Origin of the sequence: Chryseobacterium formosum, assembly GCF_026460885.1 — a bacterium.
In the GTDB taxonomy this organism is placed as follows: domain Bacteria; phylum Bacteroidota; class Bacteroidia; order Flavobacteriales; family Weeksellaceae; genus Chryseobacterium; species Chryseobacterium formosus.
The window spans coordinates 299,584-311,985 of record NZ_JAOVZW010000015.1 but is presented as its reverse complement, the minus strand read 5'-3'; the positions used below and the strand labels follow the sequence as shown (position 1 = coordinate 311,985).

The 12,402-nt window shown below is 32.1% G+C and carries 13 protein-coding genes; 1 reads left to right on the top strand and 12 read right to left on the bottom strand.

Annotation, left to right across the window (positions count from 1 at the left end; genetic code table 11):
- Positions 1-69: 69 nt before the first annotated feature.
- From OF897_RS13940 to OF897_RS13895, 10 genes are all read right to left on the bottom strand, one after another.
- On the bottom strand, positions 70-456 hold the full coding sequence (locus tag OF897_RS13940; protein ID WP_267266294.1) for an HU family DNA-binding protein: 387 nt from the start codon (positions 454-456) through the stop codon (positions 70-72).
- A gap of 144 nt (positions 457-600) precedes the next feature.
- Positions 601-1,104, bottom strand: a complete 504-nt coding sequence (locus OF897_RS13935) for a GNAT family N-acetyltransferase (protein ID WP_267266293.1) — start codon at positions 1,102-1,104, stop codon at positions 601-603.
- A gap of 64 nt (positions 1,105-1,168) precedes the next feature.
- Complete coding sequence (locus OF897_RS13930) at positions 1,169-2,563, bottom strand: MATE family efflux transporter (RefSeq protein WP_267266292.1); 1,395 nt, start codon at positions 2,561-2,563, stop codon at positions 1,169-1,171.
- A gap of 70 nt (positions 2,564-2,633) precedes the next feature.
- Entirely contained in the window at positions 2,634-3,818 is a 1,185-nt protein-coding gene (locus OF897_RS13925; protein ID WP_267266291.1) for a sigma-54-dependent transcriptional regulator, read from the bottom strand.
- A 56-nt stretch (positions 3,819-3,874) separates the two neighbouring features.
- Complete coding sequence (locus tag OF897_RS13920; RefSeq protein ID WP_267266290.1) at positions 3,875-4,534, bottom strand: YggS family pyridoxal phosphate-dependent enzyme; 660 nt, start codon at positions 4,532-4,534, stop codon at positions 3,875-3,877.
- 207 nt (positions 4,535-4,741) lie between these two features.
- Positions 4,742-5,605, bottom strand: coding sequence for a polysaccharide deacetylase family protein (locus tag OF897_RS13915; protein WP_267266289.1), 864 nt, complete (start codon positions 5,603-5,605; stop codon positions 4,742-4,744).
- Positions 5,606-5,723: 118 nt separating this feature from the next.
- Positions 5,724-6,449 (bottom strand): DUF72 domain-containing protein, encoded by a 726-nt coding sequence (locus OF897_RS13910; protein ID WP_267266288.1) that lies wholly within the window; start codon positions 6,447-6,449, stop codon positions 5,724-5,726.
- Positions 6,450-6,526: 77 nt separating this feature from the next.
- Positions 6,527-9,259, bottom strand: a complete 2,733-nt coding sequence (locus OF897_RS13905) for a heavy metal translocating P-type ATPase (RefSeq protein WP_267266287.1) — start codon at positions 9,257-9,259, stop codon at positions 6,527-6,529.
- 219 nt (positions 9,260-9,478) lie between these two features.
- Positions 9,479-10,039 carry a helix-turn-helix domain-containing protein gene (locus tag OF897_RS13900; protein WP_267266286.1) on the bottom strand — a complete coding sequence of 187 codons (561 nt, stop codon included), beginning with the start codon at positions 10,037-10,039 and terminating at the stop codon, positions 9,479-9,481.
- The gene (locus OF897_RS13895; protein ID WP_267266285.1) at positions 10,036-10,437 is read right to left on the bottom strand and encodes an acyl-CoA thioesterase; all 402 of its coding nucleotides are present in this window, start codon (positions 10,435-10,437) and stop codon (positions 10,036-10,038) included. The genes OF897_RS13900 and OF897_RS13895 overlap by 4 nt, the downstream gene beginning before the upstream one ends.
- A 256-nt stretch (positions 10,438-10,693) precedes the next feature.
- On the opposite strand from OF897_RS13895, the gene OF897_RS13890 reads away from it, so the two are divergent.
- Complete coding sequence (locus OF897_RS13890) at positions 10,694-11,074, top strand: RNA recognition motif domain-containing protein (RefSeq protein WP_267266284.1); 381 nt, start codon at positions 10,694-10,696, stop codon at positions 11,072-11,074.
- 112 nt (positions 11,075-11,186) lie between these two features.
- Here the strand turns inward: OF897_RS13890 and OF897_RS13885 are convergent, their stop codons facing one another.
- On the bottom strand, positions 11,187-11,660 hold the full coding sequence (locus tag OF897_RS13885; protein WP_267266283.1) for a BlaI/MecI/CopY family transcriptional regulator: 474 nt from the start codon (positions 11,658-11,660) through the stop codon (positions 11,187-11,189).
- Positions 11,661-11,710: 50 nt separating this feature from the next.
- Positions 11,711-12,358 carry a phosphatase PAP2 family protein gene (locus tag OF897_RS13880; protein WP_267266282.1) on the bottom strand — a complete coding sequence of 216 codons (648 nt, stop codon included), beginning with the start codon at positions 12,356-12,358 and terminating at the stop codon, positions 11,711-11,713.
- Between the last annotated feature and the right edge of the window lie 44 nt (positions 12,359-12,402).

The following is a 12,402-nucleotide window of genomic DNA, read 5'->3' as shown; positions in this document are numbered from 1 at the left end:
AATCCTCACCAGTAATTTAAAAATGCTCAGTAAGCAATTTAAAATTACTGGCGAGGATTTTATTTTTCCTTACTTAGCTTTTTCAAACTTCGTAATAGCAAGCATTTCCTTGAGGTCTATCCCCGCACGAAAAGTTATTTTAGGAGCTTTAATCATCGAAGAATTAAACTTGTCAGCACTTTCTGCACCTTCACTGCTTAGCCGAATGCTGAAAGAACCAAAATCACCAAATCTTACAATTCTTCCCTCTGAAAGATGTTTTGCAAGAGCTTTGCTCAAATCGTTTAAAACGGCTAAAACATCAGTGTCGCTCACCGTCGTAGAGGCACCGGCAATTTCCTTGCTAAGACTTCTGAAAGTAACTTCACCTGTGGCTTTTGAAGTTGCATAGAATTTTTTAGGAGCAGATTGATCTGCAGGATTTCCTTTTTCGCTTAATGTATACTGTACTGGCATATCATTGTGTTTTTAATTGTTAATAATATCAAATATACTATTTATAACGATATTTTAAAATAATATTTTAAATATTTTTACTTTTTATTATGAAAGTCGTTGAATTTATTGTATTAATAATGCTTTTCAATAATATCTTACAGGTCAATGACTATCAATTCTATAAATTACTCCTTCTTTTCCATCAAAATCAAAACTTAGATTAAATTGAAGTCCGATTTTCTCTAAAACTTTTATCGAAGCTAAATTTTCTTTCATAGCTCTTCCGACGATCGTTTTTAAATTTAATTCTTCAAAACCGTAATCGATACAGGCTTTTGCGCTTTCAGTAGCAAATCCCTGATTCCAAAAATGTTCAAAAAACCTGAAGCCAATATCTGTTTCATCTAATTTCTCATCATACTTTAATCCGCACCAACCTAGAAATTGATTTGTTGATTTATAGATAACTGCCCATCTTCCATAGCCGTTTCTTTGATAGTCAGAATAGTTTTCAAGAAACTCTTTGGCTTCATCAATATCTTTAAACGCAGAATTTCCTGTGTATTTTATAACGCTTGGATTCAAATTTAGTTCATAAAGACTTTCTGCATCGCTGATTTCAAATTCTCTAAGTAAAAGACGTTTGGTTTCTAATATTGTTTTCATCAAGTATTGGTTTTGAATTTTAAAGATAGTAAATAAAAAAAGCGATCCAAAGACCGCTTTCATTTTATATTTTGTTTGCTTTAATTCGTCTTGCTGACATATTGAGAAAACGTTTTACCAACATACATGCTGATATCGTTAATCCCAATCCAAGCGCAATCCACATTCCGAATGCTCCCATTTTCAACGTTACACAAAGAAAATAACCTAAAGGAATGGTAATCAGCCAATACGCAATAAATGTAATAATTGAAGGAATTTTTACGTCCTGCAAACCTCGCAACATTCCCAAAGCCGTTACCTGAATTCCATCCGAAAGCTGAAATAAAGCAGCAATAATCATTAGTTTTGATGCTAACATAATTACTTCAATTTCGTTAGCTTTTGTAAAGAATGTAGGCAGAATATCTCTTGCTAAAACGAAAATGATTCCACAAATACACATGAAAAGAAAAGCAATTTTAAGGTTGTTGATTCCTATTTTTCTTAATTCAATGAAATTTTGTTCTCCTAATTTTCTTCCAATCATCACCGTTGAAGCTACACTGAAACCTATACATAAATTAAAGGTAAATGAAGCTACGCTTAAGGCAATTTGATGAGATGCGATTTGATGGGCTGCAAATTGTTGTGACATTAAATCCTCTCCAAAGGTTATACCACAAATAAATGCTGCTCCGGCAAAAGCGGTAACCTCAAAAAACATTTGTAAGGCCGTAGGAAAACCTAATCGAACCATTTTTTCAAACATTTTCTTTGAGAAAACCTGCATTTTTAATGAAAATTCTTTGATGTATTGTTTGGTTTTTGGTTCCTTCATCAATACAAAATAAAGGAAGACTACCATGGAAATTCTTGCAATTAAACTTGCTAAAGCAGAACCTTTTACTCCCATTTCAGGAAAAATCCAAAGTCCTTCGATTAAAACGTAATTCAAAACAATATTAATCACGTTTGCAATAATAGTCGCTTTTGTAACTCCAATTGTGTAAGAAAGTCCTTCAGAAACTTCTCTCAAAGTCTGAAATGCCATAAACGGAATTATGCTTATTGCCATAATCCAAAGAAAATCTACAGTATCAGGAATAATTTTCGCTGGTTGCCCAGAATGATAGAGTAGTGGTAATCCTGCGAACAATAGCAACATTAAGATGATTCCGACAGTCATATTAATTACAAATCCATGACTGAAAACTGAGTTGATGGTTTTATGATCATTCTGAGAATGCGCTTCCGAAACCAATGGCGGAATAGCAAATGAAAATCCCAATGCCAAAACAAACATTGAGAAGAATACTGCATTTCCTAAGGAAACTGATGCCAAAGCATCTGCGCCCAACAATTGTCCTACAATAATATTATCGAAAAGGTTTACAGAAGCCTGCCCAACCTGTGTAAGCATTACCGGAAGAGCCAATGTTAACGCTTCTTTCGTGTAATTTTTATTTAAAAAGCTCATAATAATTCAAAAAAAAATCTGCAGCATAAATACTGCAAATTTTTAAAATATATTTTAATTTAGAATTAAATTATTTTCTCACAAAACTTGCAACGTCTTCTTCAGAAACTGAGTTTCCTCCAAGAATAATAAGTCTTTCCACAACATTTCTCAGCTCTCTGATATTTCCAGTCCACGAAAGTGCTTTTAAGGCATCAATCGCTTTATCATCGAATTTTTTAACGGCATTACCTTGTTCATCAGCAATTATTCCCGAAAAATGACTCACCAAAAGACTGATATCTTCTTTTCTTTCATCCAATGGCGGAACGTAGATTTCAATTACAGAAAGTCTGTGGTATAAATCTTCTCTGAATCTTCCAGCTTCAATTTCTACCTGCATATTTTTATTGGTTGCAGCTAAAACTCTTACATCAACTTTGATTTCTTTATCGCTTCCCACAGGAGAAACTTTGCTTTCCTGCAATGCTCTCAACACTTTTGCCTGAGCAATAAGACTCATATCACCAATTTCGTCTAAGAAAATTGTTCCTCCGTTTGCCTGCTCAAATTTTCCTTGTTTGTCCTTAATTGCTCCTGTAAACGAACCTTTTACGTGTCCGAATAGTTCAGATTCAATCAATTCAGAAGGAATTGCAGCACAGTTTACTTCAACCATTGGTCCTCTCGATCTTTCACTTAAGTTGTGAATGGAATGAGCCACCAATTCCTTACCTGCACCATTAGGTCCAGTAATCAAAACTCTGGCATCAGAAGCTGCTACTTTTTCGATCATATCCTGAATTTTCTTCAAAGCAGCAGATTCACCAATCATTTGGTATTTCTTGTTGACTTTCTTTTTCAGGGTTTTATTTTCAGTCTGAAGATTTTTGTTTTCTTTCTTTAAAGTTTCCTTTACCAAAGCATTTTTCACACTTGTAATCAATCTGTTGATGTCAATTGGCTTGGAAATAAAATCGTATGCACCGTCCTTCAAGCAAGAAACTGCAGAATCGATGTCGGCGTGTCCGGAAATCATAATGAATGTAGATTCCGGTTTTAGAGCTAAACTTTGCTTTAAAAGCTCAGTTCCTGAAAGTTTTGGCATTTTGATATCTGAGATAATCAATGCGAAATCTTCTTTCTCTACTTGTTTATAGCCTTCTAAGCCGTCGTCGGCAATGACAAATTCATAGTCAGTTAATTCATCCGAAAGAATACTGTGAAGTACTCCGGAGATTGCTTTTTCGTCTTCTACAATAAGGATTTTTTGCATAGTCGCAAATTTAGGTATTTTTTGCTTGAGTATTAGCAAAAATCATTCCCAAAAGTCTATATTGAGTAATCTCTTCTCCCGAAAATTGCAGAACCTACACGAATTGAATTAGCTCCGCTCTCAATTGCAATCAGAAAGTCATCACTCATTCCCATCGATAGGGTTTCTAATTTTTGAGTCTGATTTAATTCATCGAAAAGACTTTTTAAAACTGAAAACTCTTTTCTGATTTGAGTTTCATCTTCTGTAAATGTTGCCATTCCCATTAAACCAGTGATTTCAACATTGGTAAATTCTCCGTTAGCGAATTTTTGAAATAAATCTTTAGCTTCAACAATCTCCAAGCCGAATTTGCTTTCTTCTTCAGCAATTTTTACCTGAAGTAAAACCTTAATCTTACGGTTATGTTTTGCCGCTTCTTTATTGATTTCGTTTAAAAGTTTCTCAGAATCTACACTTTGAATAGTGTCAATAAATTCCGCAATATATTTTACTTTATTGGTTTGAAGATGCCCGATCAAATGCCACTGAATATCTTTTGGTAACAAAGGATATTTTTCGGTCAGTTCCTGTACTTTATTTTCACCAAAAACTCTTTGTCCGAGATTATAAACCTCCTGAATTGCAGAAACAGAATGTGTTTTTGAAACCGCAACCAATTCAACATTTTCCGAAAGCTGACTTTTTATATTATTATAATTTTCTTGAATACTCATAAATGCAAATTTCTGAATTTTAAAATGAAAAAAGAATAATTTAAATATGAAATCCCACAGATTGCACAGATTTTCACGGATGATTGAAAATAATATCTGTTGTAAAAATGCCACGAATACACGAATCAATTATCCTTAATGACTTTTTAATTATAAAATTAGTGTATTCGTGGCAAAATAATCTGTGTATCTGTGGAAACTTAAAAATTAATTCAGAATATCATTGATTTTCGGATAAGCCGATATTTTCCTGAAAACAAAACGATTAGATTTCTGTAGTTTTTCTATAAATAAATCCAATTCATTAATAGAATCCGCATCGGTAAGATATTGATCATGTGTAAGAAAAACCAAATGTCTCGATGTTTTTTCAAGATCATTAAAGAAAATGCTGTCAACTTTTTTCAGCATTTCCTGATGATTTCCTTTAAGCTGCATTTTATTGTTTGGCTTCCATTCAAGATCCCAACCGATTACTTTGTAACCTTCTGTTTTCAATCTGTCAGCTGATAAAGAAGAACTTTTAATATCGGTCACATTGATATTATTTAATCTCCAAATATTTCTTCCAGGTGTTCTTGCGATTTTTCCGGGAAGTTTTAAGCTGTCTTTTGCAATATCAAAATCTTTTAAAACAGCTTCAGGATTTTTATAAAAATCTGAATATTTATTGTGAGCATGAGCATAACTATGATTGGCAATTTCAAGCAATCCATCAGTTCTCATTTTTTCGAAATCTTCTTTTTGTCTTTTGCTATCTGAAGCGTGTTTTCCGATAAGAAAAGCAGTTGCAGTGACATTTCTTTTGTGTAAAATTTTCAAAAGATTTTCGGTTCCACGATTGGGACCATCATCAAAAGTTAAGTAGATAACTCTTTTATCTGTTGGTACATTTTCATCATCTATTCTGGGGACTTTTGCGGTGGGAGGCAGATTCGAAAGAATTTTTTCAGTTTCTTTTACTTCGATTTTTTGGTTGCATCCTGTAAATAGGGTTGATGTCACAGTTACCACTGTAATCATCCTTAGAAAAGTCTTGCATACAGACTTTTCCGCAAAAGTTTTTTTCATAAAGATTGATGGAAATTAAGTTGTTAAAAATTGTTAAATTTTACAAAATTTAGTTAACAAATATAATACCATTTTTCTAATAATTTCACGTTTTAATGAAATTTTAATTAAAATTATTTTAAAGATATTTTTTCAGTTGAATTGCATTTTTTACAGCAGCGGTTCCCCAAGTATTATTGAAGAAAATAAAACCCTTTCTTCCTGATTTTAAGATGTTTTGAGCTAAATCATTGAGTTCATTTTCAGAATATTCCGATTTATAAAGCACAGGTTTTCCATGAAGACGATAATAAAATAATTCTGGGTGATTAATAATAAAATCATCCGGAAGATTTCCAGGAAAACTTACACTGGAGAAAATAATATTTTTTGTTTTTAAAGCTGAATAAGTTTCATCATTCCACCAAGAATTATGTCGAAATTCAATCACATTTAAATACCCAAAATCTAAATTTTTTAAGATTAAATCTAAATTTTCATTTGTATTTTTAAATGAGGGCGGAAATTGATATAAAAATCCGGAAAGTTTTTCTTTTAAGTTATTTTGAATGTGCTCACAAAACTCCTGAATCTCTTCTTTACAATCTCTCAAACGTTTTTCATGTGAAATTGTTTTTGGAATTTTTATAAAAAATTTGAAATCATTTGGAGTTTCATCAAACCATTTCAACAAAGTTTTTGCAGTCGGTTTTCTATAGAAAGTAGAGTTGATTTCAACAGCATTAAATTCTTTAGAATACAGAGTCAGAAAGTCTTTACTTTTGGCATCTTCGGGATATAATGAGCCTTTCCAATCATTATTGTAGAAACCTGAACAGCCGATGTAAATATTTTCTTTTTCCATATTTTATTTGTCTCTCGCAGATTTTTTATAAAGATTATTAAGATCTGCTAAATCAGCTTAATCTGCGAGATGTTTAATTATTTGATATCCAAATCAACAGAATTTAATCTCAGTGAATTTAAAATTACAGATAATGAACTACAACTCATCGCTGCTGCCGCAATCATCGGAGACAATAAAATTCCAAAAAACGGATACAACAATCCTGCCGCAATCGGAATTCCCAAAACATTATAAATGAATGCAAAAAATAAATTTTCTTTGATATTTTTCAACAGTTTTTCGCTTAAAATTTTTGCCTTTGCAATTCCTAAAATATCGCCTTTCAATAAAGTAATCTCTGCTGTTTCAATCGCGACATCAGTTCCTGTTCCCATTGCAATTCCAATGTTTGCCTGTGCAAGAGCAGGAGAGTCGTTTATTCCGTCACCGGTCATTGCTACAATCTTTCCTTGTTGCTGAAGTTTTTTTACTTCATTCAATTTATCTTCCGGAAGACAATTGGCTTTAAAATGTTTGATTCCCAATTCATCAGCGACTGCTTTTGCGGTATTTTCGTTGTCTCCGGTCATCATGATAACATCAATTCCATCATTTAACAAATACTGAACGGCTTTTTTCGAACTTTCTTTGATTTTATCAGTAAAACTAATAAATCCTAAAACCTCATTTTCTTGAGTGATGTATGAAATAGTGTGAGCTTTAGACTGTATTTCTGTAGCTTTTAGTTTTAAATCTTCAGGAATCTGAATTTTATGGGTAACTAAAAGATTTTCATTTCCTAAATGAACCGTTTTTCCATTGATAATTCCTTTTACGCCTTTTCCGGAAATATTTTCAAATTTTTCAACTTTCTCAGCATGAATATTTTCGTCTTTTGATTTTTTAATGACAGCATTTGATAAAGGATGTTCTGAATTTTGATTTAAAGAATAGGCTAATTTTAAAATTAAATTTTGGTCAGAATTGTTTGTAATTTCTATATGTTCTAACGATGGTTTTCCTTCAGTTAAAGTTCCTGTTTTATCGGTGATTAGAACGTTTACTTTATTCATTAATTCAAGAGCTTCGGCATTTTTGATAAGGATTCCGTTTTTGGCTCCTTTACCAATTCCGACCATCAAAGACATTGGCGTTGCCAAACCTAAAGCACACGGACAAGCCACAATGAGAACCGCAACAGCATTAACGAAAGCAAACAATGTTTTCTGATTTTCAGGACCAAAAATCTGCCATAAAATAAATGTAAGAACTGCAATAAATATTACAGCCGGAACAAAAACTTTTGCCACTTTATCAGTCAGTTTCTGAATCGGAGCACGGCTTCTGCTTGCATCATTCACCATTTTTATAATCTTGGAAAGTAGAGTTTCATCACCCACTTTTTCAGCTTTCATTATGAAAACCTGATTTCCGTTGATAGTTCCTGAAGTTACTTGATCGTCAATATTTTTCTCAACAGGAATGGGCTCTCCAGTAATCATACTTTCGTCAACGACGGAACTTCCTTCAATAATTTTTCCATCAACAGGAATTTTTTCGCCAGGTTTTACTTTTAGTAAATCTCCAATTTTCACTTCAGAAAGCGGAACTTTTTTCTCTTCATTATTAAAAATTAAATTGGCTTCATCTGGAGAAAGATTCATGAGTTCTTTAATGGCATTTCCTGTTTTTTTATGAGCTAAAGCTTCCATTAACTGTCCAAGAATTACCAAAGTCATAATAACGCAAACTGCTTCAAAATAAAGTGGAATTTCATGATTGTGTCCTCGAATTTCATGAGGAAGCAAATCGGGAAAAGCTAATGCAACAATACTGAAAATAAATGCTGCTGCAACGCCCAAAGCGATTAAACTGAACATGTTTAAATTCCATGTTTTAAAAGAAATAAAACCTCTTTTCATTAAAAACCATCCGGAATAGAATAAAACGGGTAACGTGAGAATTAATTCAAAAATCCCCTGAATTTGATGGGAAAAAGGAAAATCAATGAACATTCCACCCATTGAAAGGATAAAAACGGGAATTGTAAATGCTAAAGAAATGATGAATTTTCTCTTTAAAATTATATAAGTATCATCTGTTTCTTCTTCACCTTTTTCAGGATATTTTACCAGATCCATTCCGCAAACGGGGCAACCAACATTACTGTCATAAGTTTTGTCTCCTTCACAAAACATCGGGCAATAATATTTTCCAGCCATGTCGTCGGTAACTTTTGGCGCTTCATGTTGAGGATTGTGATGATGGGAATGAGATGAAGAATTTTTAACCAAATCTTCCGTAATTTCTTCTAAATGCATGTGGCAAACCGGACAATCGGTTTTTTCATCATATATTTTATCATCTTCGCAAAACATCGGACAGTAATATTTTCCGATATTGTCTTTGAAGTTTTCGGGAAGATTGGAAGAGGAATAAGTGGGTTTATAATTCGGATCTTTTGCCAGTTTTTCTTCAATCGGAACTAAGAACATATTACAAGTCGGACATCTTTTTCCCTGCTGGAAATAGACTTTATCGCCTTCACATTCCATCGGGCAATAATAAACGGATGATGGAGAAACTCGATCTTGTGGTTTTACAAAAGAACTATAAGGATTTTTTGAATCTTCAAGTTTATAATTTCCAATCTCAGAAAGCAATTGATTGAGTTCCATTAAATTGATTTCTTTATCTGAATGTATTTCAACGGTGCTTTTTTCAAGATTGACATCAGCTGAAATTCCGTCTAAACTGTTGAGTTTTTCTGAAATCTTTTTTTGACAACCTGAACAGGTCATTCCTAAAACTTTATATTGTTGGTGCATGATTCTAAATTTATAGTACAAATTTCCGAAAAGGATTTTGTAAGCTGTTATAAATTTAGGGATAATGTTTACAATATTTTGGAGAGTTTTGAGTGAAAGAGTGGGAGAGTTTGAGCGTTCTAGAGTCTTTAAAATTGAAATCTTGATACAATTAATTTTGCACTAAAACACTAAAACACTAAAACACTAAAACACTAAAACACTAAAACACTAAAACGATCAAACCTTATCAAGTGGCTTTCTATTGTGAACTTTAAGTTTTTTAAATTCGGTAGGAGTGAAGCCAGTAGTCGTTTTGAATTGTGAAGATAAATGTTGAACACTTTTATAACCTAATTTTCCGGCAATTTCCGTCAGATTAAATTCGTTGTAAAGCAATAATTCTTTTACCTTTTCAATTTTTTGAAGAATGAAAAACTGTTCAACTGTAATATTTTCGTTTTGTGAAAATGTTTTAGAAAGAGAACTGTAATCTTTGTTTAACTCAGGACTTAAGAATTTTGACAACAAAAAATTCTCATCAATATCCAATTTTCCGATTTTAATGATGATTAAATTTTTAATTTTATCGACGAGTTGTTGCGAAATATCTTTAATTCTTTCAAAACCCGTTTCTAATAAACGATTTTCTATCGATTCTATATGTTTTTCAGAAATCTCAGAGTCGGTTTCTACATCACCTAAACTGATGTTGGAGATTTTTATATTAAATTCATCAAAAATATTGGCAACTGCAGAAATACACCTACCACAGACCATATTTTTTATGAAAATTTTCATAATTCTTCTTTAGGTTTAATTCTGTCTTTCACAAATTCAACCTGAGTTTTACCGTGTGGAGCAGGATTTCCGTCTTCGTCAAGGTTGACCATAACGATTCTGTCAACAGTAATAATGGTCTGATGCGTCATTTTATTTCTAACCTGACAAGCAAGTGTAAGAGAAGTTGAACCGAATTTTGTTACCTCAATTCCGATTTCAATAATATCACCTTGTTTTGCTGAACTTACAAAGTTGATTTCTGAAATAAACTTGGTGACGATTTTTTTGTTTTCGAGCTGAATAACAGCATATAAGGCAGCTTCTTCATCAATCCATTGCAGCAATCTTCCTCCGAAAAGTGATTGGTTAGGATTCAAATCTTCGGGCTTTACCCATTTTCTAGTATGATAATTCATGTTTTTGAATGTTTTCAGCACAAATTTAGGTTTAAAAAAGAGTTTTTCAAAAAAATATTTAATGAAAAAATCGTCTGTTTTAGGAGTATTATGAATAGTTTAGAATAGATTTGAATTAAATGTTTAAAATGTTTTGATTTATTGTTTTTAATTGTATCTTGCACCTGTTTATATTTGGAATCAATATTATGTTCATTTATTATGTTGCTTTTCTTTTATATACCAAGACTTATATTAATTTTTAATTTTTTTTAAAATGAACATTTTTGTTTCAAACATCAATTACGCAACTAAAGAGTATGAGTTGCACGACTTATTTGCAGAATTTGGCGATGTATCATCTGCTAAAATCGTAACAGACAGAGAAACTGGTCGTTCTAGAGGTTTCGGTTTCATCGAAATGGGTGACGAAGAAGGAGCTCAAGCTATTGAGGCTCTTAACCAAAAAGAACTTAACGGTAAAATTCTTAACGTGTCTGAGGCTAAGCCAAGAGAAGAAAAACCAAGAAGAAGCTTTGATAATAACAGAAGCGGAGGTGGAAGTTATGGTAACAACCGTGGAGGAGGTAACTCTGGAGGTGGTTACGGAAACAACAACAACCGTGGAGGTAACGGAGGCGGCGGAAGTCGTTGGTAAAAAATTGAAGCGGCTTTTAAGCCGCTTTTTTTATGTCTCTATTTTTGAAATTGATGAGTTGAATTTTTTAGGCTGTTTTTCCAAAAACTAAAACCCAACAACCATTAACTAATTAATCTTCACTCTTTTTCTTCTTCTTTTTCTTATCCTTTCCTTTTTTATCTTTTTTAGGATTCAGAATTTCCTCAGCGTATTCAAGTTTAGGTTCTTTTGTCTTCACAGGTTTCATTTCAATTTTTAAATCAAAATAAGACTGTAAATCTTTTTGTGAAATTAGATTTTCATTAAATAAGAATTCCAAGATTTCTTTTCCTGAATTATTGAAAAATTGATGTGAAAGTTCTTTCAGTAAAAACTTTTTATAATCGTCAAAAGGAACAATTACGGAATATTTGAAAATTCTTCCTTCTTTTTTTGTTGACAGATATCCTTTTTCAACCAATATTTTTAAGTACGTAGATACGGTATTTTGGTGTGGTTTCGGTTCAGGATGTTGTTCCATCACTTCTTTTAAATAGAAGCTTTCTAGTTTCCAAAACAGCTTCATTAGATTTTCTTCGGCAGAGGTAAGATGATTTATTTTCATATTTGAATTTAAATTTAATAAAAAAGAGAGTAGCGCTATTATAGAATTATTTACTTGATCGTAGTTTCTACAGGTATTACCTCAGTAGGTAAATCATTGCGCTGATACTTATTGTTGCAATAAAGATAAATAAAAGAAACCAAAATAGCGATTCCTGCACCCATAAATACTTCTTTTACGGTGTGTCTTTTTAAAATTATCCTCGTAATTCCTACCAAAGCCGCAATTGCAAGCCATACAAAACCAATTTTCACATCAAATGCAAAAAATAATGCTGCCACAAAAACATTGAAAGCAGTATGCATTGAGCTTTTTATATATAGATTACTGAACTGTAAAGCGAATAAAAGAATTAGGATGAACAGCATTACAAAATCGATGAATCCATTTTTTATATAATTGAAAGCTAAATAAGAGATAATACACACAGCAATAAAAATATATAGCGTTTTTCTTTGAACTCTATTGGAAACATCCATATTGGTATATCGACCTGTCTTTACATTCCAAACAATCCAGATAATTACCGGAAGAATGGTAATAAGCAAAATTGGTAAAAAGTGTGTGAAAGCTTCTTTAAAGGTGTAATTCTGAATACTGAAATACACAAAATAGATAACCAATGAAACTAAAGGATTAAAAAAATCTGAGATAATTCTTGAGATAATATGTATAAATGAAGTCTTTTTTTCTTCCATAAAGTAGTTTGAAATGTAAATATAACATTATAAGTAAAAAAACT

Excerpts from the sequence above, each read along its gene's own strand:
- OF897_RS13940 (WP_267266294.1), bottom strand. The coding sequence starts at position 456 with ATGCCAGTACAGTATACATTAAGCGAAAAAGGAAATCCTGCAGATCAA.
- OF897_RS13935 (WP_267266293.1), bottom strand. The coding sequence starts at position 1,104 with ATGAAAACAATATTAGAAACCAAACGTCTTTTACTTAGAGAATTTGAA.
- OF897_RS13930 (WP_267266292.1), bottom strand. The coding sequence starts at position 2,563 with ATGAGCTTTTTAAATAAAAATTACACGAAAGAAGCGTTAACATTGGCT.
- OF897_RS13925 (WP_267266291.1), bottom strand. The coding sequence starts at position 3,818 with ATGCAAAAAATCCTTATTGTAGAAGACGAAAAAGCAATCTCCGGAGTA.
- OF897_RS13920 (WP_267266290.1), bottom strand. The coding sequence starts at position 4,534 with ATGAGTATTCAAGAAAATTATAATAATATAAAAAGTCAGCTTTCGGAA.
- OF897_RS13915 (WP_267266289.1), bottom strand. The coding sequence starts at position 5,605 with ATGAAAAAAACTTTTGCGGAAAAGTCTGTATGCAAGACTTTTCTAAGG.
- OF897_RS13910 (WP_267266288.1), bottom strand. The coding sequence starts at position 6,449 with ATGGAAAAAGAAAATATTTACATCGGCTGTTCAGGTTTCTACAATAAT.
- OF897_RS13905 (WP_267266287.1), bottom strand. The coding sequence starts at position 9,259 with ATGCACCAACAATATAAAGTTTTAGGAATGACCTGTTCAGGTTGTCAA.
- OF897_RS13900 (WP_267266286.1), bottom strand. The coding sequence starts at position 10,039 with ATGAAAATTTTCATAAAAAATATGGTCTGTGGTAGGTGTATTTCTGCA.
- OF897_RS13895 (WP_267266285.1), bottom strand. The coding sequence starts at position 10,437 with ATGAATTATCATACTAGAAAATGGGTAAAGCCCGAAGATTTGAATCCT.
- OF897_RS13890 (WP_267266284.1), top strand. The coding sequence starts at position 10,694 with ATGAACATTTTTGTTTCAAACATCAATTACGCAACTAAAGAGTATGAG.
- OF897_RS13885 (WP_267266283.1), bottom strand. The coding sequence starts at position 11,660 with ATGAAAATAAATCATCTTACCTCTGCCGAAGAAAATCTAATGAAGCTG.
- OF897_RS13880 (WP_267266282.1), bottom strand. The coding sequence starts at position 12,358 with ATGGAAGAAAAAAAGACTTCATTTATACATATTATCTCAAGAATTATC.